Consider the following 22646-nt stretch of genomic DNA (forward strand, 5'->3'; position numbering starts at 1 on the left):
TGTTTTTAATTGATTGAATTTTATTGTTTTTAATCCATCTCTGCGCTGAGCGTGCACAATCAACGCGCAGCGAATGAGCAAAAATGGGGCGCAGAAAGGATTTCGGTAAATATTTGTTCGTCACGTGGCACAACCGGCTGTACCTGGTTAGCATGAAGGGGGTAGTTTTGGGTGTTCAGGATTAACAAAGTAAGGTGGGGAAGGTCATGGCGGACAAGTGGCAGTTGTGGACAGTGGCATCCTGTTTGGTGCTGGCGGCAGGCAGTGTGCAGGCGGATTCGCTGGATGCACAGCGCACCCGGTATTTGCAGATCAAGCAGGCCTGGGATAGCAAACAGATGGATACCGTGGCACAGCTGATGCCCACTTTGCAGGATTATCCGCTTTATCCCTATCTGGAGTATCGCCAGCTGGCACAGGATCTCGGTCAGGAAACCGGGCTGGCGGTGAACGCCTTTATCCAACGCTATCCGACACTGCCACCCGTGCGCTCGCTGCCCGCCCGTTTTGTTAACGAGCTGGCGCGGCGCGAAGACTGGCGCGGGCTGCTGGTCTTCAGCCCCCAGGCTCCCAAACCCGTTGCCGCGCGCTGTAACTGGTACTACGCCAAATGGGCCACCGGCGAGCAGCAGGTCGCCTGGCAGGGAGCTAAAGAGATCTGGCTGACCGGCTCGTCGCTGCCTGCCACTTGCGACAAACTGTTCAGCGTCTGGCAGCAGGCAGGAGAGCAAAATCCGATCACTACGCTGGAGCGCATCCGCCTGGCGATGAAAGCGGGCAACGGCAGCCTGGTGAACTATCTGGCGAAGCAGCTGCCTGCGGATTATCAGACCATCGCCAGCGCGGTGATGAATCTGCAAAACGATCCGCAGACCATTCAGACTTTCGCGGCCAGCGTGGGTCCAACCGATTTTACCCGCCAGGCGACGGCGATTGCGTTCGCCAGCGTGGCGCGCACCGATGCGGAGCAGGCCCGGCAGATGATCCCTTCACTGGCGGTGCAGCAGAAGCTGGACGAGCAGCAGGTGCAGGAGCTGAAAGAGGCGGTAGCCTGGCGGCTGATGGGTAATGATATTACCAGCGAGCAGGGCCGCTGGCGTGATGACGTGGTGATGCGCAGTGATTCGACCTCGCTGGTTGAGCGCCGGGTGAGGATGTCGCTGGGCAACAACGATCGCCGTGGCTTAAACACTTGGATTGCCCGTCTGCCGGTGGAGGCGAAGGAGAAAGACGAGTGGCAGTACTGGCAGGCCGACCTGCTGCTTGAGCGCGGGCGCAATGAGGAAGCCGAGGGCATTCTGCGCAAGCTGATGCAGGAGCGCGGCTTCTATCCGATGGCGGCTGCACAGCGGCTGGGTGTGGAGTATCCCCTGCAAATCGATAAGGCTCCGGCGATTGACGCCGCACTGACCACCGGTCCGGAAATTGCCCGGGTGCGTGAGCTCATGTACTGGGGGATGGATAATCTGGCGCGCAGCGAGTGGAGCTATTTGATCGGCAGCCGCACCGCCGGTCAGCAGCAGATGCTGGCCAGCTACGCGCTGAAGCAGGGGTGGTGGGATCTTAGCGTGCAGGCGACTATTGCAGGTAAGTTGTGGAACAGCATGCAGGAGCGCTTCCCGCTGGCCTGGCAGAGCCAGTTTGAGCGCTACATCAGTGGAAAAAGCATACCGCAAAGCTATGCAATGGCGATTGCACGGCAGGAGAGTGCCTGGAATCCGAAAGCCCGCTCGCCGGTAGGTGCATCCGGATTGATGCAGGTGATGCCGGCAACCGCTCAGCATACGGTGACCAAATTCGGCATCAGCGGCTACAGCAATAGCAGCCAGCTGCTTGATCCGGAAACCAATATTCAGATTGGGACACAATATCTGGAATCGGTTTATCAGCAGTTCGGGCAGAACCGCATCTTTGCGTCTGCTGCGTACAACGCCGGTCCGGGGCGGGTAAGAACCTGGCAGGGCAACAGCGCCGGGCGTTTAGATCCGGTGGCCTTTATTGAAACCATTCCGTTTTCAGAAACGCGCGGCTATGTGAAAAATGTGCTGGCCTATGATGCCTATTACCGTTATTTCCTGAATAAGCCGGACAAGCTGTTTGCCGACAGCGAGTGGCAGCAGCGTTATTAAGGTGCTTCCCAACAGGCCGCAGCGGCTGATGCAGTTGCGGCTTCAAGTATGGCGGTGATGATGCTACACTTCTGTACTAGTTAAATAGTATGGTTGCCCATCATGACCGATGATTCTCCTGTTCCGGTATCCGTTGAACCCCCAAATGAAGACTGGCTGCGCTTTGTCGTACTGATGCAGCGTGCCTATCAGAGTGAGCTGCACCTGCCGTTGCTCCAGCTGATGCTGACTCCGGATGAGCGTGAAGCGTTAGGAACCCGACTACGGATCGTAGAAGAGCTGATGCGCGGTGAGATGAGCCAGCGCGAGCTTAAAAACCAGCTGGGTGCCGGTATTGCCACGATTACCCGTGGATCGAACAGCCTGAAAAGTGCGCCACCTGCCCTGAAAGCCTGGCTGGAAGCGCAGCTGCTGAACGGCAGCGATCGGGTTTAAACCGGCTGGCTGTAAACGTCGTTATGGAAGGGACAGAGGGCGAGGATCAGCGCCTGATGATAAACGCTGGTGCGGGACAGATGCCCGGCGGTGAAGGCGCCGATAGCGCCGCCTTTCTGTTTGATATTATCAATTCCGGTGAGGCGCGCCATCTCTTCACCCAGCTCGCGACCTTCATGAATCCCTTTCATGACAACCGCCGGTAGCGTAAAGCTGGCAGAGCGGGATTCACCGCGTAGTTTATGGTTTTCAATCACCATCCAGGCGAAAGCGGTGTCCTCTTCGATTCCGGCCTCAATCGCTACCCAGAAGTCGGCTTCAGGTCGGACCTGCCTGGCATTCATCACTCTTTGACGTGCGCCAGTTCGCGTTTCTGTATTTGTCATGGGCTGTGCCGCTACGCCGCTGTCGACCTCTACACCCTCAATGTGGCAGGATCCTTCTCCGAAAATATCGCTGAAGGCCTGAGTAATTGCCCTAATTTTGGCTGGATTGCTGGTAGCAGCGACAACATGGTACATAATTGGTTGAACCCTTTACGTAAATAATCGCAGTATAACGGAAAAACGTATGTTACAGGTCTATCTTGTTCGCCACGGAGAAACGCTGTGGAATGCCGCTCGGCGCATTCAGGGGCAGTCAGACAGTGCGCTGACTGCAAAAGGAGAATTACAGGCGCATCAGGTGGGTGAGCGGGTTAAAAGCCTCGGTATTACCCATGTCATCGCCAGCGATCTGGGCCGTACCCGCCGTACTGCTGAGATTATTGCCGATGCCTGCGGTTGCGATGTGACCGTCGATCCGCGCCTGCGCGAGCTGAATATGGGCGTACTGGAGCAGCGTGCGCTGGATTCCCTCACGCCGGAAGAAGAACGCTGGCGTAAGACGCTGGTGGACGGCACCGTGGGTGGGCGTATTCCTGAAGGGGAATCAATGAGTGAGATGGCCGATCGTATGCATCAGGCCCTCAATGCCTGTCTTGAACTGCCTGCCGGTAGCCGCCCGCTGCTGGTCAGTCACGGTATGGCGCTGGGCGTATTGCTGAGCACTATTTTGGGTCTGCCTGCCAATGCAGAACGTCGGTTGAGGCTTCGCAACTGCTCAATTTCGCGCATCGAACATCAGGAAAGCCCGTGGCTGGCATCCGGCTGGGTGGTGGAAACCGCTGGCGATATTACCCATCTTGATGAACCGGCGCTTGACGAGCTGCAGCGCTGAACAAAAAGGGCCGGTGTGACCGGCCCTGGCTGTTTCCCATTTATTCCGGCGCGCGCCGGATAGGGATCAGATATTCACAGCGAATTTCAGTCGGCGGTTCAGCGCGCTTTTTACCACCGTGAGTGTAAAAGCGCTCAATATCCTGGCCGTGGCGTCGTGTGAGATGCAAAAGTGGCATACAGGTACCGTACAGCAGCAGGACAAACTCCTGCAGTCCGCTGGTTGATCCCTCATAGGTAAACTGTACATAGTCTCCCCCTTCCAGTGTGACCGGCTGCGCCGATTGTAGCAGGCTGGTATTCTGGTCGGGCATGACGGCTGTTGTGTAAAGTATCTCCTGCTCATCATCTTTTTCAGAACTGGGGTGCGACTGGTGTAAGCCATACAGCACCGGTGGAACCGTATCCGTTTCAGTCAAAAACTGGCGCCAAAAATGCACGCGCATATCATCACGAAAACGGGAGATCTGTTCCAACGTGCAGGTATAACTTTGCGTCTGTCCCAGTAATGTTGTTTCCGGCATGCTAACCCACGTTGGCTCCGGAAGTTTAAACTCTCCCAGACGAATGGGCGGGCGAAGCCCGGAAGCATTCCAGTCAGATGAACGGCGATACCAGGCTGGAGTCTGGGTAAATTGCTTTTTGAAGGCCCGGGTAAAGGTTTGTTGAGAATCAAAACGATACTGCAAAGCGATGTCCAGAATCGGACGGCTGGTCAGCCTCAGGGCGACCGCTGCTTTTGACAAACGACGCGCACGAATATATGCACCAATGGCATGCTCCGTGACATCTTTAAACATTCTTTGCAAATGCCATTTTGAATAACCCGCCTTTGCCGCGACGTTATCTAACGACAGCGGTTGATCCAGGTGGCTCTCCAGCCAGACAAGCAAATCTCGAATGATACCGGCTTGGTCCATTAAATCGTCCTCATTCTACTCAGTTCAGTGTTGCAGCAAATAAAGCAAAGTCGGTGGATAGTAGCACTAAATGCAAAATTAAAGTACGCGGTTATAGTTTTAAGAATGTGCTAAATCAATTGCTCATTGAATAGTTCGCGTGAGTAGCGGTGAGCTATGTATGTCATCCAAGATGACTTACAATGTCGGCTATTTTCTTTGAAATGGTAACGTCATGACAATTAAAAAATTGTTAATAGTCGCTTCAGTCGCGCTGGTTTCATTCTCTCTACAGGCTGAAGAGATTGGCTCTGTTGACACGGTTTTTAAACTATTTGGCCCCGATCATAAAATTGTCGTAGAGGCATTTGATGACCCGGATGTGAAGAATGTGACCTGCTATCTGAGCCGCGCAAAAACCGGCGGCATCAAGGGTGGGCTGGGGCTTGCCGAGGATACGTCGGACTCGGCAATTTCCTGTCAGCAGGTTGGCCCTGTCACGCTTTCCGATAAAATCGCTCAGGGAAAATCAAACGGAGAAGTCGTTTTCCGCAAGCGCACTTCGCTGGTATTTAAAAAGCTGCAGGTTGTCCGTTTCTATGACAAAAATCGTAATGCTTTAATCTATCTCAGTTATTCCGATAAGGTTGTTGACGGTTCACCAAAAAATGCACTCAGCGCCGTGCCAATTATTCCGTGGGGAGGAAAGTGATCTGCGGAACCGCATGATTTTTAGATAAAAAAATGGGCCGAATTTATTCGGCCCATGAATACTTAATACGATTTCCGTTAATCTTCCAGATCGCCACAGAAGCGATAGCCTTCGCCATGAATGGTGGCGATAATCTCTGGAGTATCAGGAATTGATTCGAAATGTTTACGAATTCGGCGAATGGTGACATCAACAGTGCGATCATGTGGTTTCAGTTCGCGGCCTGTCATTTTTTTCAGCAGGTCAGCACGGGTTTGGATTTTTCCCGGGTTTTCGCAGAAATGCAGCATCGCGCGGAACTCACTGCGCGGTAGCTTGTACTGCTCGCCCTGCGGGTTGATCAGAGAGCGGCTGTTAATATCCAGCTCCCAACCGTTGAAGCGGTAGCATTCTACCAGTTTACGCTCTTCGCTTACCGCGGCCAGATTCATGGTGCGCGACAGCAGATTACGGGCACGGATGGTCAGTTCACGTGGGTTAAACGGCTTAGTGATGTAATCATCTGCGCCGATTTCAAGACCGAGAATCTTGTCAACTTCGTTGTCGCGTCCGGTCAGGAACATCAGGGCGACATTAGCCTGCTCACGCAGTTCACGAGCCAGCAACAGGCCATTTTTACCGGGCAGATTGATGTCCATAATGACCAGATTGACGTCGTTTTCCGTCAGGATCTGGTGCATTTCGGCACCATCCGTAGCTTCATAAACCATGTAGCCTTCGGCTTCAAAAATACTTTTGAGTGTATTACGAGTGACTAATTCGTCTTCAACGATAAGTATGTGCGGGGTCTGCATGTGTTCGCTACCTAAAATTGCCAACAAAACTGGAACAGGACATACCGCCGTCACAAGGCTGATGTGAAAAATCAGCGATAAAAGAACAGCAGTACAGAATAATTTTCTTGATACACCTTAGTTACTGTCAACAACATGGTCAGCGTAGCCAAACGGGTGGCGTCTGAATGCCCCGGCAGTGCAAATACGGCATACATCCTAACTGCAACAACGGCAACATAACAGCACTGGCAACAACCATTAAGCAATAAAGTAACGCTTAGTTGACTTATATCAAACCAATTGTAGCACGTTAACAGTTTTGTGAAAAACTCTTCCCAGAATGCCAGCTTAGCTCACAAACAGAGCCAAATGCTAACGATTAAGGATGAGAGGTTAATCTAACGTTTGCTATACATTTAACAATTGTTACTTAATTGATAAAACTGATTTTATTTACGTAACATCAGGTTTTTATTGCTTATTCAACAGAATGCTAGTGTAACATCAGATTCTTCTCTTTTAAATTTTTACCACGCTGCTGTTGGCGAGTTGTTAAATATCAGCGTCTGTCATTTGTGCCTTTGGCATGGCAAAGTACCCGCTCTGGTTTTGTTAATAGTAAAGGCGGTTATGCGTTTCCCTCTTATTCTTGTTTCTCCTGCTCGTCCTGAAAACGTCGGTGCCGCTGCGCGTGCGATGAAAACCATGGGATTTAGTGAGTTACGTATTGTCAGTAGCGATGTCCATCTTGATGATGCCGCCAGACGGGTTGCCCACGGAGCCTGCGAGATCCTCGATAATGCCACGCACTGGGAATCGCTGGCCGCCGCGCTTGAGGATATCGATTTCAGCATTGCCACCACGGCACGCAGTCGCGCAAAGTTTCGTTACTACGCAACGCCACAGCAGGTACAAACCGTACTGGAAGAAAAGCAGCAGTGGATTGGCAGCGCCGCACTGGTATTTGGCCGTGAGGATAGCGGCCTGACCAATGAAGAACTGGAACTGGTCGATCTGCTGACAGGAGTTCCGATGGCCGGGGACTATCCGTCGCTGAATCTGGGCCAGGCGGTGATGGTCTACTGTTACCAGCTATCTGCGCTGCGGCAGGTCAGTGCTGCCGCCGAGCCTGCGGCAGAGGTTCCCCAGCTTGCCGCACTGCGCCAGCGTGCGCAGCTGCTGCTGGAGAAGCTGGACGTTGCGGGTGACGTTAAACTGGCGGACTGGCTACAGCAGCGGCTGGGTCTGCTACAGCAGCGGGATACGGCAATGCTGCATCGTTTACTTCACGACGTGGAAAAAAAGCTGGCAGATAAAAACGCTGGCTAATGCCGAATTGATGGCGTGATTTACTGCCATCCATCGCAGGGATAACAGAACAGATCGGCATCAGGCTAAATTTGTCTCAACTGACGTCGCCGGGCCGATAAGGCGCAGGCGATAAAAAAATTGACTTAGTGGGGCAATTGCTTTACTTCTGAAGGCCGACAGATTTTACAGACAGACAGACGATAAATCTAAAATGCGTAAAAACAGCCTGATTACCACAATCATTATTACCACCACCATTACCACAGGTAACGGTGCGGGCTGACGCATAAAGAGTAAAATAGAAAAAAGCCCGCACCTGAACAGTGCGGGCTTTTTTTTGGTGAAAATTCAGGAGAGTTTGAACATGCGAGTGCTGAAATTCGGTGGAACCTCGGTAGCCAATGCGGAAAGATTTCTGCGTGTGGCTGACATTCTGGAAAGCAATGCAAAGCAGGGACAGGTTGCTACCGTATTGTCCGCGCCAGCAAAAATTACCAATCATCTGGTGGCGATGATTGAAAAAACCATCGGTGGTCAGGATGCCGCGCCGAATCTCAGCGATGCCGAACGTATTTTTGCTGAGCTGTTACAGGGGCTGGCCGATGCTCAGCCGGGCTTCGACTTTGACCGCCTGAAGAGCGTGGTCGATCAGGAGTTCACCCAGCTTAAGCAGGTTTTGCACGGGATTAGCCTGCTGGGACAGTGCCCGGACAGCGTTAATGCTGCCATCATCTGCCGCGGTGAAAAACTCTCAATTGCCATTATGGAAGGGCTGCTCCAGGCGCGCGGCTACGGCGTCAGCGTGATCAATCCGGTAGAGAATCTGCTGGCAGTTGGTCACTATCTGGAATCAACCGTGGATATTGCGGAATCGACCCGCCGCATCGCTGCCAGTAAAATCCCTGCCAGCAATATGGTGCTGATGGCCGGTTTTACCGCCGGTAACGAGCGCGGCGAACTGGTCGTGCTGGGCCGTAACGGTTCTGACTATTCTGCTGCGGTGCTGGCCGCCTGTCTGCGTGCCGACTGTTGCGAGATCTGGACTGACGTTGACGGCGTATATACCTGCGACCCGCGTCAGGTCCCGGATGCGAGGCTGCTTAAGTCAATGTCGTATCAGGAGGCCATGGAGCTTTCCTACTTCGGCGCTAAAGTTCTCCATCCTCGCACCATCGCTCCTATCGCCCAGTTCCAGATCCCCTGCCTGATAAAAAATACCGCCAACCCACAGGCTCCAGGTACGTTAATCGGTGACAGTGCCAGCGATGATGACACGCCGGTAAAAGGCATCACCAACCTGAACAATATGGCGATGTTCAACATTTCCGGTCCGGGAATGAAAGGCATGGTTGGCATGGCGGCGCGCGTATTCGCCACCATGTCCCGCAGCGGTATCTCAGTGGTGCTGATCACTCAGTCATCATCGGAATACAGCATCAGCTTCTGCGTGTCGCAGAGCGAGCTGTCGCGGGCCCGTAAAGTGCTGGAAGACGAATTTTATCTGGAGCTGAAGGACGGCCTGCTGGAGCCGCTGGATGTGATGGAGCAGCTGGCGGTCATCTCCGTGGTCGGCGACGGCATGCGCACGCTGCGCGGCATCTCGGCCAAGTTCTTCTCCGCGCTGGCCCGCGCCAACATCAATATCGTTGCTATCGCTCAGGGCTCTTCCGAGCGCTCTATCTCCGCTGTGGTCAGTAATGATGAAGCGACCACCGGCGTGCGCGTAGTGCACCAGATGCTGTTTGCCACCGATCAGGTCATTGAGGTGTTCGTGATCGGCAGCGGCGGTGTCGGCGGTGCGTTAATCGATCAGATTAATCGCCAGCAGGCCTGGCTGAAGAACAAACATATCGATCTGCGCGTTTGCGGTATTGCTAATTCCCGGGCGCTGCTGACTAACGTTCACGGTATTCCGCTGGAAAACTGGCAGGAACAGCTGCAGGCGGCAAAAGAACCATTCGACCTGGACAGGCTGAAGCGCCTGGTGAAGGAATATCACCTGCTGAACCCGGTGATCGTTGACTGTACGTCGAGTCAGCAGGTTGCCGATCAGTATGCCGATTTCCTGGCCGATGGCTTCCATGTGGTGACGCCGAACAAAAAGGCCAATACCTCGTCGTATAGCTATTACCAGCAGATGCGTGCGGCGGCGGCGAAATCACGCCGTAAGTTCCTGTACGATACCAACGTCGGTGCCGGTCTGCCGGTGATCGAGAACCTGCAAAATCTGCTGAACGCCGGTGACGAACTGATTCGTTTCTCCGGTATTCTCTCCGGCTCGCTGTCGTTTATTTTTGGTAAGCTGGACGAAGGCGTATCGCTCTCTGCGGCCACGCATATGGCACGTGAGATGGGCTTTACCGAGCCGGACCCGCGCGACGATCTTTCCGGGATGGACGTGGCGCGTAAGCTGTTGATCCTTGCGCGTGAAGCGGGCTATCAGCTGGAGCTGGATGATATTGAGATCGAAGCAGTGCTGCCGGAAGAGTTTACCGCGATTGCCGATGTCGATACCTTTATGGCGCGTCTGCCGGAACTGGATGATGCGTTTGCCGCCAGGGTTGCCAGTGCGCGTGACGCGGGTAAAGTCCTGCGCTTCGTCGGTGCGATTGAAGAGGGCGGTGTCTGCAAAGTGAAGATTGATGCCGTGGACGGTAACGATCCTCTGTTTAAAGTGAAAAACGGCGAAAACGCGCTGGCCTTCTACAGCCGTTACTATCAGCCAATTCCGCTGGTGCTGCGTGGTTACGGTGCCGGTAATGATGTGACCGCGGCGGGCGTGTTTGCCGATCTGTTACGCACTCTGTCGTGGAAGTTGGGAGTTTAAACATGGTTAAGATTCATGCCCCTGCCTCAATTGGCAACGTCAGCGTCGGCTTCGACGTGCTTGGGGCGGCGGTATCGCCGATTGACGGTACGCTGCTGGGCGACTGTGTCAGCGTGGAAGCGGCTGACGAGTTCAGCCTGCTCAATGAAGGCAGCTTTGTCAGCAAACTGCCCGCCGATCCGAAAGAAAACATTGTCTATCAGTGCTGGGATCGCTTCTGTGAAGCCATCGGCAAGCGCGTGCCGGTGGCGATGACGCTGGAAAAAAATATGCCGATCGGTTCCGGCCTCGGTTCCAGCGCCTGCTCGGTAGTGGCCGGTTTAATGGCGATGAACGAGTTCTGCGGCAAACCGCTGAATGATACCGAGCTGCTGGCCCTGATGGGCGAGCTGGAAGGGCGTATTTCCGGCAGTGTACACTACGATAACGTTGCGCCGTGCTTCCTTGGCGGCATGCAGCTGATGCTGGAAGAAAACGGCATTATCAGTCAGTCCGTGCCAGGATTTGATGACTGGCTGTGGGTGATGGCGTATCCGGGGATCAAAGTCTCTACCGCCGAGGCGCGCGCGATTTTACCCGCGCAGTATCGCAAAGAGGATATTATTCGCCACGGCCGCTACCTCGGCGGCTTTATTCATGCCTGCCATACGCAGCAGCCGGAACTGGCCGCGAAGCTGATGCAGGATGTGATTGCTGAACCTTACCGTACCCGACTGCTGCCCGGTTTTGCCGACGCGCGCGAGGCCGCTGCCGATATCGGCGCGCTGGCCTGCGGTATTTCGGGTTCAGGGCCGACGCTGTTTGCTGTATGCAATCAGCTGGATACGGCACAGCGGATGGCGGACTGGCTTCGCCAGAACTATCTGCAAAATGATGAAGGCTTCGTTCATATTTGTCGTTTAGATACGGCAGGCGCACGTAAACTGGGATAACGCATGAAACTGTACAATCTTAAGGATCACAACGAGCAGGTTAGCTTCGCCCAGGCGGTGAAGCAGGGGCTGGGTTCACAGCAGGGCCTGTTCTTTCCGCTGGAATTACCCGAATTCGAACTGACCGATATTGATGCACTGCTGGAGGAGGATTTCGTCACTCGCAGCAGCAAGATCCTGTCGGCGTTTATCGGCGATGAAATTCCAAAAGAACAGCTGCTGGCGCGTCTGAAGACCGCCTTTACCTTCCCGGCGCCGGTCGCCAGCGTGACTGATGACATCGCGTCTCTCGAACTGTTCCACGGCCCGACTCTGGCTTTTAAGGACTTCGGCGGCCGCTTTATGGCGCAGATGCTTTCCCACGTCAGCGATGCAGATGAGAAGATCACCATTCTGACCGCGACCTCGGGTGATACCGGTGCCGCAGTGGCTCACGCCTTCTACGGCATGGAAAACGTGCGCGTGGTGATCCTGTATCCGCAGGGTAAAATCAGCCCGCTGCAGGAAAAACTGTTCTGTACGCTGGGTGGCAACATCCAGACTATCGCTATCGACGGTGACTTTGATGCCTGTCAGGCGCTGGTTAAGCAGGCCTTTGACGATGAAGAGCTGAAAAAGGCGATTGGCCTGAACTCGGCAAACTCGATCAATATCAGCCGCCTTCTGGCGCAGATCTGCTACTACTTCGAAGCCGTCGCTCAGCTGCCGCAGGAAAAACGTAATCAGCTGGTGATCTCGGTACCAAGCGGTAACTTTGGCGACCTGACTGCGGGTCTGCTGGCCAAATCACTGGGCCTGCCGGTGAAGCGTTTTATCGCCGCTACTAATGCCAACGATACCGTGCCGCGCTTCCTGGCCGACGGCCAGTGGACGCCAAACGCCACCGTTGCCACGCTGTCTAACGCGATGGATGTGTCGCAGCCAAACAACTGGCCGCGCGTGGAAGAGATCTTCCGCCGTAAAACCTGGCGTTTGCAGGATCTGGGCTTTGGTGCGGTGAGTGATGAAACCACCAAAGAGACCATGCGCGAGCTGGCCGATCTTGGTTATATCTCAGAACCTCACGCGGCGATTGCCTACCGTCTGCTGCGCGATCAGCTGCAGGAAGGGGAGTTTGGTCTGTTCCTCGGCACCGCGCATCCGGCGAAGTTCATCGAGAGCGTGGAAGCGATCCTTGACCGCAAGCTGCCTCTGCCGGAAGCCCTGGCCGAGCGTGCGGACCTGCCGCTGCTGTCGCACAACATGAAGGCCGAATTTGCCGATCTGCGTGAATTCTTGCTGAAGAAGTAATTTGTGCCGGGGCGGAAAGCTTCGCCCCTGGCTATCACGCTGATTAGCCGCTCACAGTCGGTTAATCAGCGACAAAACGGAGAGGGTATCGCCCACTCCGTTTTTTTTACGCCATTTCACGCCGCTTAAACACCAGCTCATTTCCCTTGCTGCCGTCGGCATCGTAAACGTATCCGTCCACATCAAACTTTTTCAGCTGCTCGGGCTTTGTCAGGCGGTTCTGAATAATGTAGCGGCTCATCAGGCCGCGCGCTTTTTTAGCGTAAAAGCTGATGACTTTGAACTTGCCGTTCTTCTCATCGAGGAACACCGGCTTGATAATCTCGCCGTTCAGCTGCTTAGGTTTTACAGACTTGAAGTACTCGTCGGAAGCGAGGTTCACCAGCACATTATCGCCCTGCGCAGCCAGTACATCGTTCAGCGCCAGGGTCAGCCGGTCGCCCCAGAAGCTGTAGAGGTCTTTACCCGCCGGGTTTTCCAGCTTGATACCCATCTCCAGCCGATAAGGCATCATCAGGTCCAGCGGGCGCAGCAGGCCGTACAGGCCGGACAGCATGCGCAGGTGCTGCTGGGCATAGTCAAAATCATCTTCGCTAAAGCTTTCCGCCTGCAGGCCGGTGTACACATCGCCTTTAAACGCCAGAATGGCCTGGCGCGCGTTTTCAGGGGAAAACTCAGGCTGCCAGTCATTGAAGCGCTCCGCGTTCAGCACCGCCAGCTTGTCGCTGATGTGCATCAGGGAACCAATCTGCGCCGGGGAAAGCTGACGCGCAACGGCGATCAGTTTCTGTGACTCCTCCAGCAGCGCGGGCTGGGTAAAACGTTTGGTCGCCAGCGGGCTTTCATAGTCCAGCGTTTTTGCGGGGGAAATTACCATCAACATGATCGGGGGTCCTTGTGCATCGCGAAAAATTGCCAGTGCATACTGTAGCAAAAAAGCGTTTAAAGAGGACAAATCGCTGTCATTGGTGGATCTGCTGATTCATCGTAAAGGAACGAAAAAAGCCCGTTTGTGTTGAGGTTTTATCCCCCTGTGGCACAGGGTTTTATGGTTGTTGCATGGCAGGGTACGCGTGCTATCATCCGGGGCAGACATTTTCAACACCCTGACAAATCAACCTTGTTTCAACCTTGATGAGAATGACAACTATGACGGACAAATTATCCTCCCTGCGTCAGATCACTACCGTTGTTGCCGATACTGGTGACATCGCAGCGATGAAACTCTACAAACCGCAGGATGCAACCACCAACCCTTCTCTGATCCTCAGCGCCGCCCAGATCCCTGAATACCGTAAACTGATTGATGAAGCAGTTGCCTGGGCACGTGAGCAGAGCAGCGACAAAGAAGCACAGGTTTCTTTCGCCGCGGACAAACTGGCCGTCAACATTGGTCTGGAAATCCTTAAGCTGGTTCCGGGCCGTATCTCTACCGAAGTCGATGCACGTCTGTCTTATGACACCGAAGGCAGCATCGCGAAAGCGCGTAGCCTGATCAAACTGTACAACGATGCAGGCATCAGCAACGACCGCATCCTGATCAAACTGGCTTCTACCTGGCAGGGTATCCGTGCCGCAGAGCAGCTGGAAAAAGAAGGCATCAACTGTAACCTGACCCTGCTGTTCTCCTTCGCTCAGGCGCGCGCCTGCGCCGAAGCTGGCGTGTACCTGATCTCGCCATTCGTTGGCCGTATCCTCGACTGGTACAAAGCTAACACCGATAAGAAAGAGTACGCACCGGCTGAAGATCCAGGCGTGATCTCTGTGACTGAAATCTACGAATACTACAAGCAGCACGGTTACGAGACCGTGGTGATGGGCGCAAGCTTCCGTAACGTAGGCGAAATCATTGAGCTGGCTGGCTGCGACCGTCTGACCATCTCTCCAGGCCTGCTGAAAGAGCTGGCTGAGACCGAAGGCAGCATCGAGCGTAAACTGTCTTACACCGGTGAAGTGAAAGCACGTCCGGCGAAAATGACCGAGTCTGAGTTCCTGTGGCAGCACAACCAGGACCCAATGGCGGTTCAGAAACTGGCTGAAGGCATCCGTAACTTTGCCGTTGACCAGGGCAAGCTCGACAAGATGATCGCTGACCTGCTGTAACAGCCTTCATACCTGAAGCTGTAGCGGCGTTAGCTGCGCGGACGTACCCCGGTCACTTACTGACGTAAGCTCCCGGGGATTAACCCGCCAGCCACCTTGCTACAGCTCCAGTTAATTTGGCGCTCCAGCCTTCACACCTGAAGCCGAAGCGGCGTTGGCTTCTACCGTTTCTGTCTCTGAATTTCCAATCGCCCACCCTCGCTATACATCCTGCTTTGCTATGGTTTATCCTTGCGTTAACTTTCTCTATTTGACGGCAAATACCTATGAATACACTTCGCATTGGCCTGATCTCCGTATCCGACCGCGCGGCAAACGGCATCTATCAGGATCTGGGGCTTCCCGCGCTGGAAGCCTGGCTTTCTGAAGCGCTATCCACGCCGTTCAAAATTGAGAAGCGGCTGGTCCCCGATGAGAAGCCGATGATCGAGCAGGCAATCTGCGAACTGGTTGATGAGCTTTTCTGCCATCTGGTATTGACCACCGGTGGCACGGGGCCTGCTCGCCGCGACGTGACACCCGATGCCACTCTGGCAATCGCCGATCGTGAGATGCCCGGCTTTGGCGAACAGATGCGGCAGATCAGCCTGAATTTTGTTCCTACCGCCATCCTTTCCCGTCAGGTTGGTGTGATTCGCAAACAGTCGCTGGTGATTAATCTGCCGGGCCAGCCGAAATCGATCAAAGAGACGCTGGAAGGGCTGAGGGATGAGCAGGGCAAGACGGTTGTCCACGGTATTTTTGCCAGCGTGCCCTACTGCATTCAGCTGCTTGACGGGCCTTACATTGAAACTAACCCGCAGGTAGTAGCAGCATTTAGGCCTAAAAGCGCTCGCCGCGAGACAAACAGCTAAAAAACAGGATTCTCAGGTATAAGATCCAGTGCCGTCTGGTGTAGATGATAATTGCCGTTATAGTAAGCATAGCTTTACAAGGTGTAATTATTTTTCTGCTCTCAGACTATGGATTTATCAGAAGAATCATGGAACAAGAACACGCACGACCTCTGAACCGACAGGATTACAAAACCCTGGTGCTCGCCGCGCTCGGTGGCGCGCTGGAATTCTACGACTTTATTATCTTCGTTTTTTTTGCAGCGGTGATTGGCGAACTGTTTTTCCCCGCCGATATTCCGGAATGGCTACGCCAGCTGCAAACCTTTGCTATTTTTGCTGCCGGCTATCTTGCCCGTCCGCTTGGCGGTCTGATCATGGCCCACTTTGGTGACAGCAAAGGGCGCAAGAAAATGTTCAGCCTGAGTATTCTGCTGATGGCTTTGCCAACGCTGGCGATGGGCCTGCTGCCCACCTACGCCACGTTGGGTATTGCTGCCCCCATTCTGCTGCTCCTGTTGCGCGTCTTGCAGGGTGCGGCTATTGGTGGTGAGGTTCCCGGTGCCTGGGTGTTTGTGGCCGAACACGTGCCGCAAAAGCGCGTAGGTTTTGCCTGCGGTACGCTGACCGCCGGACTGACCTTTGGCATTCTGCTGGGATCGCTGGTCGCCACGCTGATTAATACCAGCATGACACCGCAGACTATCGCCGAGACCGGCTGGCGTATTCCCTTCCTGCTGGGCGGTGCCTTTGGCCTGTTGGCCATGTACCTGCGCCGCTGGCTGCATGAAACGCCGGTGTTTACCCAGATGCAGCAGCGTAAAGCCTTATCGGATGAGCTGCCGCTGAAGACGGTAGTTGCCCATCATCGCCAGAGCGTGGTGGTGTCGATGCTGCTGACCTGGCTGCTCTCCGCCTGTATTGTGGTGGTGCTGCTGATGGCACCCGCGCTGCTGCAAAAACTCCACGGCCTGCCCGCGGCGCTGACCCTGAAAGCGAACAGCCTGGCCACGGTGATGCTGATCTTCGGCTGCATTATCTCCGGTGCGCTGGTCGATCGCATCGGTGCGGCAACCACGCTGATCGTCGGCAGCCTGCTGCTGGCAGTGACCAGCTGGACCTTCTTTACCGTTGCCGCCGAGTATCCGGCCTGGCTATTCAGCGCCTATGCGCTGGCCGGTCTGTGCGTTGGCGTCGTTGGCGTGGTGCCTTTCGTCATGGTGTCGGCATTTCCACCTGCGGTCCGCTTTACCGGGATCTCCTTCTCTTACAATCTCTCGTATGCCATTTTCGGTGGGCTGACGCCGATCATGGTCACGTTGATGATGAAGCTGACGCCGATGGCACCGGCTTATTACGTTCTGGGCCTGGCCGGGGTCGGTGTACTGGTCGGTCTGTGGCTTAAGCGGGCATCCGCGCAGCGCGTTTTACTGCAGCAGGTCAGCGCGCAGTAACCCCTGATTTGCCGTGGTTAAACCGGACTGGCCTCTGCCGGTCCGTTTTTTTTCAAAAAAAACGAATTTTTTTTGCTGTTGCCCCTTGATGCGGCGCCTGGCGGCCCCATCTTAATTGGCATCCGAGGCTACGGACCTGGAAAAAAAAGAGCGGGATGAGCAGTTGAAACTGTGAATAATGCCCGCATTTAAGGTTCATAACCTGATTTGAAATGAATTTAAGTGGGAGACGTTTAGATGGGTAAGATTATTGGTATTGACCTGGGTACGACTAACTCTTGTGTAGCTATCATGGATGGCGGCAAGGCACGCGTACTGGAGAATGCGGAAGGCGATCGCACCACGCCATCCATCATTGCTTACACTCAGGATGGTGAAACGCTGGTGGGTCAGCCTGCTAAACGTCAGGCCGTGACCAACCCGCAGAATACCCTGTTTGCGATTAAGCGCCTGATTGGCCGTCGCTTCCAGGATGAAGAAGTACAGCGTGATATTAAAATCATGCCGTTCAAAATCGTTGGCGCTGACAACGGTGACGCATGGCTGGACGTGAAAGGCCAGCGCGTAGCACCTCCGCAGATCTCTGCAGAAGTGCTGAAAAAAATGAAGAAAACAGCCGAAGATTATCTGGGTGAGCCGGTGACTGAAGCGGTTATTACCGTACCGGCTTACTTCAACGATGCACAGCGTCAGGCAACCAAAGATGCCGGCCGCATCGCTGGTCTGGAAGTCAAACGTATCATCAACGAACCAACCGCAGCCGCACTGGCCTACGGTCTGGATAAAGGTCAGGGCAACCGCACTATCGCGGTATACGACCTGGGTGGTGGTACCTTCGATATCTCTATCATCGAAATCGATGAAGTTGACGGCGAAAAAACCTTCGAAGTTCTGGCAACCAACGGTGATACCCACCTGGGTGGTGAAGACTTCGATAGCCGCATGATCAACTACCTGGTGGCTGAGTTTAAGAAAGATTCAGGTATCGATCTGCACAACGATCCGCTGGCTATGCAGCGCCTGAAAGAAGCCGCTGAAAAAGCGAAAATCGAACTGTCTTCTGCACAGCAGACCGACGTCAACCTGCCGTACATCACGGCGGATGCGACCGGTCCTAAGCACCTGAACATCAAGGTGACTCGTGCGAAACTGGAATCACTGGTAGAAGACCTGGTTACTCGTTCTATTGAGCCGCTGAAAGTTGCGCTGCAGGATGCGGGCCTGTCCGTGTCTGATATCAACGACGTTATCCTCGTTGGTGGCCAGACGCGTATGCCAATGGTGCAGTCAAAAGTGGCTGAGTTCTTTGGTAAAGAGCCGCGTAAAGATGTTAACCCGGACGAAGCCGTTGCCGTGGGCGCAGCCGTACAGGGTGGCGTACTGGCCGGTGAAGTAAAAGACGTTCTGCTGCTGGACGTTACCCCACTGTCGCTGGGTATCGAAACCATGGGCGGCGTGATGACTTCACTGATCGCCAAGAACACCACCATCCCAACCAAGCACAGCCAGGTGTTCTCTACCGCTGAAGACAACCAGTCTGCGGTAACCATCCACGTTGTGCAGGGTGAGCGTAAACGCGCTGCGGATAACAAGTCACTGGGCCAGTTCAACCTTGACGGTATCCAGGCTGCGCCGCGCGGTATGCCGCAGATCGAAGTGACCTTCGACATCGACGCCGACGGTATTCTGCACGTATCCGCTAAAGACAAAAACAGCGGTAAAGAGCAGAAGATCACCATTAAGGCCTCTTCCGGTCTGAACGACGAAGAGATCGAAAAAATGGTGCGTGATGCAGAAGCTAACGCCGAGTCTGACCGCAAGTTTGAAGAGCTGGTGCAGACCCGTAACCAGGGTGACCAGGTTGCGCACAGCACCCGCAAGCAGCTGACCGATGCCGGTGACCAACTGCCAGCAGACGTGAAAGCGCCAATCGAAGCGGCTCTGACCGAGCTGGATACTGCGCTGAAAGGCGAAGACAAAGCTGAGATTGAAGCGAAAATCCAGGCGCTGATGGAAGTGTCCGGTAAGCTGATGGAATTTGCTCAGCAGCAGCAGGCCGCTGGCGGCGCAGCCGAAGCAGCCGAAGGTAAGAAAGATGACGACGTCGTTGACGCCGAATTCGAAGAAGTTAAAGACAAGAAATAATCGCCCTTGAGCGGGCATGATGCTCCCCTGATGGAGCATCGTATTAACCAGCACGGGCGTGGAGATTTCTCCCCGCCCGTGCACGCATGTTAAGGGCAGGATCAATAACAATGGCGAAGAAAGACTATTACGAGGTTTTAGGCGTTTCCAAATCTGCGGAAGAGCGTGAAATCAAAAAGGCTTATAAACGTCTTGCGATGAAGTTCCACCCTGACCGCAACCAGGGCGATAAAGAAGCCGAAGAGAAATTCAAAGAGATCAAAGAAGCGTACGAAATTCTGACCGATGCGCAGAAACGTGCGGCTTACGATCAGTACGGCCATGCTGCCTTTGAACAGGGCGGAATGGGCGGCGGCGGCGGTGGTTTCGGCGGTGGCGGTGCAGATTTTAGCGATATCTTTGGCGACGTATTCGGCGATATCTTCGGCGGAGGCCGCCGTCAGCAGCGCGCCGCACGCGGTGCTGATTTGCGCTACAACATGGAACTGACGCTGGAAGAAGCGGTACGCGGCGTGACCAAAGAGATCCGCATTCCAACGCTGGAAGAGTGTGAGGTTTGCCACGGTAGCGGAGCGAAAGCGGGAACCAAGCCGCAGACCTGTTCAACCTGTCACGGTGCAGGTCAGGTGCAGATGCGCCAGGGCTTCTTCACCGTTCAGCAGGCGTGTCCAACCTGTCACGGTCGCGGTTCGGTGATTAAAGATCCGTGCAACGCCTGTCACGGCCACGGTCGTGTAGAGAAATCAAAAACGCTGTCGGTGAAAATTCCGGCGGGCGTGGATACCGGCGATCGCATTCGTCTGAGCGGCGAAGGTGAAGCCGGTGAGCACGGCGCACCGTCTGGCGATCTGTACGTTCAGGTTCAGGTGAAAAAACACCGTATCTTCGAACGTGAAGAGAACAACCTGTACTGTGAAGTGCCGATCAACTTCGCAATGGCAGCCCTGGGTGGTGAGATTGAAGTGCCGACCCTCGATGGCCGCGTGAAGCTGAAGGTGCCTGCAGAAACGCAGACCGGCAAGCTGTTCCGTATGCGTGGTAAAGGCGTGAAATCCGTACGCGGTGGTGCTCAGGGCGACCTACTGTGCCGCGTGGTGGTGGAAACCCCGGTCAGCCTGAATGAGAAGCAGAAAACGCTGCTGCGCGAGCTGGAAGAGAGCTTCGGTGGCCCGAGCGGCGATCAGAACAGCCCGCGTTCAAAGAGTTTCTTTGACGGCGTGAAAAAGTTCTTTGACGATCTGACGCGTTAATCTGCTTTAGCTCTGAGCGTGGTATTTGATGGGCGATCTCGGCAGAGATCGCCCATTTGCTTTATGCGGCTTCCGTTTTCACCGGCATGTTTGTGGCGGCTCACGGGAATTTTCCCGGCTTCGTATCGGCATACGGCAGCGGAGAGCAATTCTTCGGAAATTCCGATCGGTTAACCATTTATAATCTGTTTTTTACGAAGAGTTAAAACGAGTATGCTGTGGTCTTCTTCACGCACACACTCGAATTAATGGAATCTTCGATGAAAACAGCTCTTAAGCGTCTGCTTAACAATGACGCCACCGGCGGTGTGGTCCTGATCGTGGCCGCTGCCATTGCGATGCTTCTGGCAAACAATAGCGCGACGCAGCAGGGATATCAGGCGCTGCTGGCGATGCCGGTGCAGTTCCGTTTTGGTGAACTCGACATCAACAAAGATCTGCTGCTGTGGATCAATGATGCGCTGATGGCGCTGTTCTTCCTTCTGATTGGTCTTGAGGTGAAGCGCGAACTGGTCACCGGCTCGCTAAACAGTCGCGAGCGGGCGATGTTCCCGCTGATCGCCGCGCTGGGCGGAATGCTGGCTCCGGCCCTGATCTTCACCGCCTTTAACCATAACGATCCACTGGCGATCCACGGCTGGGCGATCCCCACCGCCACGGACATTGCCTTTGCGCTGGGTATTCTCGCGCTGCTGGGGAGTCGGGTGCCGGTACAGTTAAAAATGTTCCTTATGGCGCTGGCGGTCATTGACGATCTTGGGGCGATCGTGATTATCGCTTTCTTCTACACCAGCGACCTTTCGCTGCTCTCATTGGGTATTGCTGCTGCTGCGATTGTCGCGCTGGCACTGCTTAATCTGTGTGGCGTTCGTAAAACGTCACTGTATCTGCTGGTCGGGATGGTGCTGTGGATTGCGGTGCTGAAATCCGGCGTTCACGCCACGCTGGCGGGGGTCATTGTCGGCTTCTTTATCCCGCTGAAGGAAAAGGAGGGTGTTTCACCGTCGGTCGATTTGGCGCACGGATTACAGCCGTGGGTCAGCTGGGTTATTCTGCCGCTGTTTGCCTTTGCCAATGCCGGGGTATCGCTGCGCGGCGTGTCGCTTAACGGTCTGTTCTCCGCCGTACCGCTGGGGATTATCCTTGGCCTGTTTATCGGCAAACCGTTAGGGATTACGCTGATCTGCTGGCTGTCCGTGAAGCTGAAAATTGCTGCGCTGCCTGAGCGAACTAAAATGGTCGATATTGCCGCCGTTGGCGTGCTGTGTGGGATTGGTTTTACCATGTCGATCTTTATCGCTTCACTGGCCTTTGATGCACAGCATGAAGAGATGGTTACCCTGGCGAAGCTGGGCATCCTGACCGGCTCGGTGGTTTCCGCCGTGGTGGGCTATCTGCTGCTGCGGGTTAAGCTGAAGTAAGGCAACGCGAGGGATGACATGTCGCAGATGAACTTTAACCACCTCTATTACTTCTGGCAGGTCTGTAAAACCGGCTCGGTGGTTAAAGCTGCTGAGGTACTCAACCTTACGCCACAGACCATTACCGGCCAGCTGAAGGCGCTGGAAGAGCGTCTGCAGGGGCGCTTGTTTAAGCGGCAGGGGCGGGGGCTGGTGCCCTCAGAGCTGGGACAGCTGGTTTTCCGCTACGCCGACCGCATGTTTACCCTCAGCCAGGAGATGCTGGATATCGTTAACTATCGCAAGGAAGCGAGCCTGCTATTTGACGTTGGCGTGGCCGATGCGTTATCCAAAAAGCTGGTCAGCCAGATTCTGGCGACCGCCGTACAGGAAGCGGAGCCTATCCATCTGCGCTGCTTTGAGTCTACCCATGAACTGCTTCTGGAGCAGCTCAGCGAACACAAACTGGATATGATCCTCTCCGACTGCCCGGTGGACTCCTCGCAGCAGGCGGGGCTGTTTTCCATCAAGCTGGGCGAATGTGGCATTAGCTTCTGGTGCCATGATGCGCTGCCCGATAGCGCGTTTCCTGCCTGTCTGACCGCGCATAACTTGCTGGTTCCCGGCAGGCGTTCAATGTTGGGGCGCAGGCTGCTGAACTGGTTTCAGTCACAGAATCTGGACGTTACCATTCTGGGTGAATTCGATGATGCGGCGCTGATGAAGGCCTTTGGAGCCGCAAATCGGGCCATTTTTGTGGCACCCACGCTGTATGGCAAAGAGAGTTATTACGCTGAGGGGATTGTTGAACTGGGCCAGGCGGAGGCGGTGGTTGAAGAGTACCACGTGATTTTTGCTGAACGAATGATTCAGCATCCGGCGGTACAGCGGATCTGCAATAAGGATTTCAGCGCGCTGTTTGCCGTTTAACGG

20 protein-coding genes and 1 other annotated feature are annotated in these 22646 nt (G+C 54.6%); of the genes, 16 read left to right on the top strand and 4 right to left on the bottom strand.

Annotated elements, in window-relative coordinates:
- Positions 1-206: 206 nt before the first annotated feature.
- Both sltY and trpR read left to right on the top strand, forming a co-directional pair.
- A complete protein-coding gene (sltY, locus tag IBT47_RS18265; RefSeq protein ID WP_200562002.1) occupies positions 207-2129 on the top strand; it encodes a murein transglycosylase in 1923 nt (640 codons plus the stop codon).
- A 102-nt stretch (positions 2130-2231) separates the two neighbouring features.
- Positions 2232-2564, top strand: coding sequence for a trp operon repressor (gene trpR / locus IBT47_RS18270; protein ID WP_105594795.1), 333 nt, complete (start codon positions 2232-2234; stop codon positions 2562-2564).
- Here the strand turns inward: trpR and yjjX are convergent.
- Positions 2561-3085 (bottom strand): inosine/xanthosine triphosphatase, encoded by a 525-nt coding sequence (gene yjjX, locus IBT47_RS18275; RefSeq protein ID WP_200562004.1) that lies wholly within the window; start codon positions 3083-3085, stop codon positions 2561-2563. The genes trpR and yjjX overlap by 4 nt on opposite strands.
- Positions 3086-3134: 49 nt before the next feature.
- Between yjjX and gpmB the strand changes: the two genes are divergently transcribed.
- Positions 3135-3782: a 2,3-diphosphoglycerate-dependent phosphoglycerate mutase GpmB gene (gene gpmB / locus IBT47_RS18280; protein ID WP_200562006.1), complete on the top strand. Its 648-nt coding sequence runs from the start codon at positions 3135-3137 to the stop codon at positions 3780-3782.
- 40 nt (positions 3783-3822) lie between these two features.
- On the opposite strand, the gene robA is transcribed toward gpmB, so the two are convergent.
- Positions 3823-4701: an MDR efflux pump AcrAB transcriptional activator RobA gene (robA, locus tag IBT47_RS18285; RefSeq protein ID WP_200562008.1), complete on the bottom strand. Its 879-nt coding sequence runs from the start codon at positions 4699-4701 to the stop codon at positions 3823-3825.
- Positions 4702-4915: 214 nt separating this feature from the next.
- On the opposite strand from robA, the gene creA reads away from it, so the two are divergent.
- Complete coding sequence (creA, locus tag IBT47_RS18290; protein WP_200545128.1) at positions 4916-5392, top strand: protein CreA; 477 nt, start codon at positions 4916-4918, stop codon at positions 5390-5392.
- Positions 5393-5469: 77 nt separating this feature from the next.
- Here the strand turns inward: creA and arcA are convergent, their stop codons facing one another.
- Positions 5470-6186, bottom strand: a complete 717-nt coding sequence (arcA, locus tag IBT47_RS18295; RefSeq protein ID WP_105594790.1) for a two-component system response regulator ArcA — start codon at positions 6184-6186, stop codon at positions 5470-5472.
- A 612-nt stretch (positions 6187-6798) separates the two neighbouring features.
- On the opposite strand from arcA, the gene IBT47_RS18300 reads away from it, so the two are divergent.
- From IBT47_RS18300 to thrC, 5 genes are all read left to right on the top strand, one after another.
- Positions 6799-7497: a tRNA/rRNA methyltransferase gene (locus IBT47_RS18300; protein WP_200562010.1), complete on the top strand. Its 699-nt coding sequence runs from the start codon at positions 6799-6801 to the stop codon at positions 7495-7497.
- Between the two features lie 193 nt (positions 7498-7690).
- The gene (gene thrL, locus IBT47_RS18305) at positions 7691-7762 is read left to right on the top strand and encodes a thr operon leader peptide (protein WP_105594825.1); all 72 of its coding nucleotides are present in this window, start codon (positions 7691-7693) and stop codon (positions 7760-7762) included.
- Positions 7698-7819, top strand: a sequence feature (Thr leader region). (Overlaps the previous gene by 65 nt.)
- Before the next feature lie 24 nt (positions 7820-7843).
- A complete protein-coding gene (thrA, locus tag IBT47_RS18310; protein WP_200562012.1) occupies positions 7844-10306 on the top strand; it encodes a bifunctional aspartate kinase/homoserine dehydrogenase I in 2463 nt (820 codons plus the stop codon).
- A 2-nt stretch (positions 10307-10308) separates the two neighbouring features.
- On the top strand, positions 10309-11238 hold the full coding sequence (thrB, locus tag IBT47_RS18315) for a homoserine kinase (protein ID WP_200562015.1): 930 nt from the start codon (positions 10309-10311) through the stop codon (positions 11236-11238).
- Positions 11239-11241: 3 nt separating this feature from the next.
- Positions 11242-12528, top strand: coding sequence for a threonine synthase (gene thrC, locus IBT47_RS18320; protein ID WP_200562017.1), 1287 nt, complete (start codon positions 11242-11244; stop codon positions 12526-12528).
- Between the two features lie 106 nt (positions 12529-12634).
- Here the strand turns inward: thrC and yaaA are convergent, their stop codons facing one another.
- Positions 12635-13411, bottom strand: a complete 777-nt coding sequence (gene yaaA / locus IBT47_RS18325; protein WP_200562019.1) for a peroxide stress protein YaaA — start codon at positions 13409-13411, stop codon at positions 12635-12637.
- 266 nt (positions 13412-13677) lie between these two features.
- Between yaaA and tal the strand changes: the two genes are divergently transcribed.
- The 7 genes from tal to nhaR all read left to right on the top strand — a co-directional run bounded on the left by tal (position 13678) and on the right by nhaR (position 22643).
- On the top strand, positions 13678-14631 hold the full coding sequence (gene tal / locus IBT47_RS18330; RefSeq protein ID WP_200562021.1) for a transaldolase: 954 nt from the start codon (positions 13678-13680) through the stop codon (positions 14629-14631).
- A 266-nt stretch (positions 14632-14897) separates the two neighbouring features.
- Entirely contained in the window at positions 14898-15485 is a 588-nt protein-coding gene (gene mog, locus IBT47_RS18335) for a molybdopterin adenylyltransferase (RefSeq protein ID WP_200562023.1), read from the top strand.
- A 128-nt stretch (positions 15486-15613) separates the two neighbouring features.
- Positions 15614-16918 carry an MFS transporter gene (locus IBT47_RS18340; RefSeq protein ID WP_200562026.1) on the top strand — a complete coding sequence of 435 codons (1305 nt, stop codon included), beginning with the start codon at positions 15614-15616 and terminating at the stop codon, positions 16916-16918.
- 237 nt (positions 16919-17155) lie between these two features.
- Positions 17156-19063, top strand: coding sequence for a molecular chaperone DnaK (dnaK, locus tag IBT47_RS18345; protein WP_200562028.1), 1908 nt, complete (start codon positions 17156-17158; stop codon positions 19061-19063).
- Positions 19064-19173: 110 nt separating this feature from the next.
- Positions 19174-20313, top strand: coding sequence for a molecular chaperone DnaJ (dnaJ, locus tag IBT47_RS18350; RefSeq protein WP_105594776.1), 1140 nt, complete (start codon positions 19174-19176; stop codon positions 20311-20313).
- Positions 20314-20573: 260 nt separating this feature from the next.
- Positions 20574-21734: a Na+/H+ antiporter NhaA gene (gene nhaA, locus IBT47_RS18355; RefSeq protein WP_200562030.1), complete on the top strand. Its 1161-nt coding sequence runs from the start codon at positions 20574-20576 to the stop codon at positions 21732-21734.
- A gap of 18 nt (positions 21735-21752) precedes the next feature.
- The gene (gene nhaR / locus IBT47_RS18360) at positions 21753-22643 is read left to right on the top strand and encodes a transcriptional activator NhaR (protein ID WP_105594774.1); all 891 of its coding nucleotides are present in this window, start codon (positions 21753-21755) and stop codon (positions 22641-22643) included.
- Positions 22644-22646 lie beyond the last annotated feature (3 nt).

This window comes from Erwinia sp. S43, from assembly GCF_016624745.1.
GTDB lineage: Bacteria > Pseudomonadota > Gammaproteobacteria > Enterobacterales > Enterobacteriaceae > Erwinia > Erwinia coffeiphila.

Bases quoted from the DNA above. Each gene is read 5' to 3' on its own strand.
- sltY (WP_200562002.1), top strand. From the start codon at position 207: ATGGCGGACAAGTGGCAGTTGTGGACAGTGGCATCCTGTTTGGTGCTG.
- trpR (WP_105594795.1), top strand. From the start codon at position 2,232: ATGACCGATGATTCTCCTGTTCCGGTATCCGTTGAACCCCCAAATGAA.
- yjjX (WP_200562004.1), bottom strand. From the start codon at position 3,085: ATGTACCATGTTGTCGCTGCTACCAGCAATCCAGCCAAAATTAGGGCA.
- gpmB (WP_200562006.1), top strand. From the start codon at position 3,135: ATGTTACAGGTCTATCTTGTTCGCCACGGAGAAACGCTGTGGAATGCC.
- robA (WP_200562008.1), bottom strand. From the start codon at position 4,701: ATGGACCAAGCCGGTATCATTCGAGATTTGCTTGTCTGGCTGGAGAGC.
- creA (WP_200545128.1), top strand. From the start codon at position 4,916: ATGACAATTAAAAAATTGTTAATAGTCGCTTCAGTCGCGCTGGTTTCA.
- arcA (WP_105594790.1), bottom strand. From the start codon at position 6,186: ATGCAGACCCCGCACATACTTATCGTTGAAGACGAATTAGTCACTCGT.
- IBT47_RS18300 (WP_200562010.1), top strand. From the start codon at position 6,799: ATGCGTTTCCCTCTTATTCTTGTTTCTCCTGCTCGTCCTGAAAACGTC.
- thrA (WP_200562012.1), top strand. From the start codon at position 7,844: ATGCGAGTGCTGAAATTCGGTGGAACCTCGGTAGCCAATGCGGAAAGA.
- thrB (WP_200562015.1), top strand. From the start codon at position 10,309: ATGGTTAAGATTCATGCCCCTGCCTCAATTGGCAACGTCAGCGTCGGC.
- thrC (WP_200562017.1), top strand. From the start codon at position 11,242: ATGAAACTGTACAATCTTAAGGATCACAACGAGCAGGTTAGCTTCGCC.
- yaaA (WP_200562019.1), bottom strand. From the start codon at position 13,411: ATGTTGATGGTAATTTCCCCCGCAAAAACGCTGGACTATGAAAGCCCG.
- tal (WP_200562021.1), top strand. From the start codon at position 13,678: ATGACGGACAAATTATCCTCCCTGCGTCAGATCACTACCGTTGTTGCC.
- mog (WP_200562023.1), top strand. From the start codon at position 14,898: ATGAATACACTTCGCATTGGCCTGATCTCCGTATCCGACCGCGCGGCA.
- IBT47_RS18340 (WP_200562026.1), top strand. From the start codon at position 15,614: ATGGAACAAGAACACGCACGACCTCTGAACCGACAGGATTACAAAACC.
- dnaK (WP_200562028.1), top strand. From the start codon at position 17,156: ATGGGTAAGATTATTGGTATTGACCTGGGTACGACTAACTCTTGTGTA.
- dnaJ (WP_105594776.1), top strand. From the start codon at position 19,174: ATGGCGAAGAAAGACTATTACGAGGTTTTAGGCGTTTCCAAATCTGCG.
- nhaA (WP_200562030.1), top strand. From the start codon at position 20,574: ATGAAAACAGCTCTTAAGCGTCTGCTTAACAATGACGCCACCGGCGGT.
- nhaR (WP_105594774.1), top strand. From the start codon at position 21,753: ATGTCGCAGATGAACTTTAACCACCTCTATTACTTCTGGCAGGTCTGT.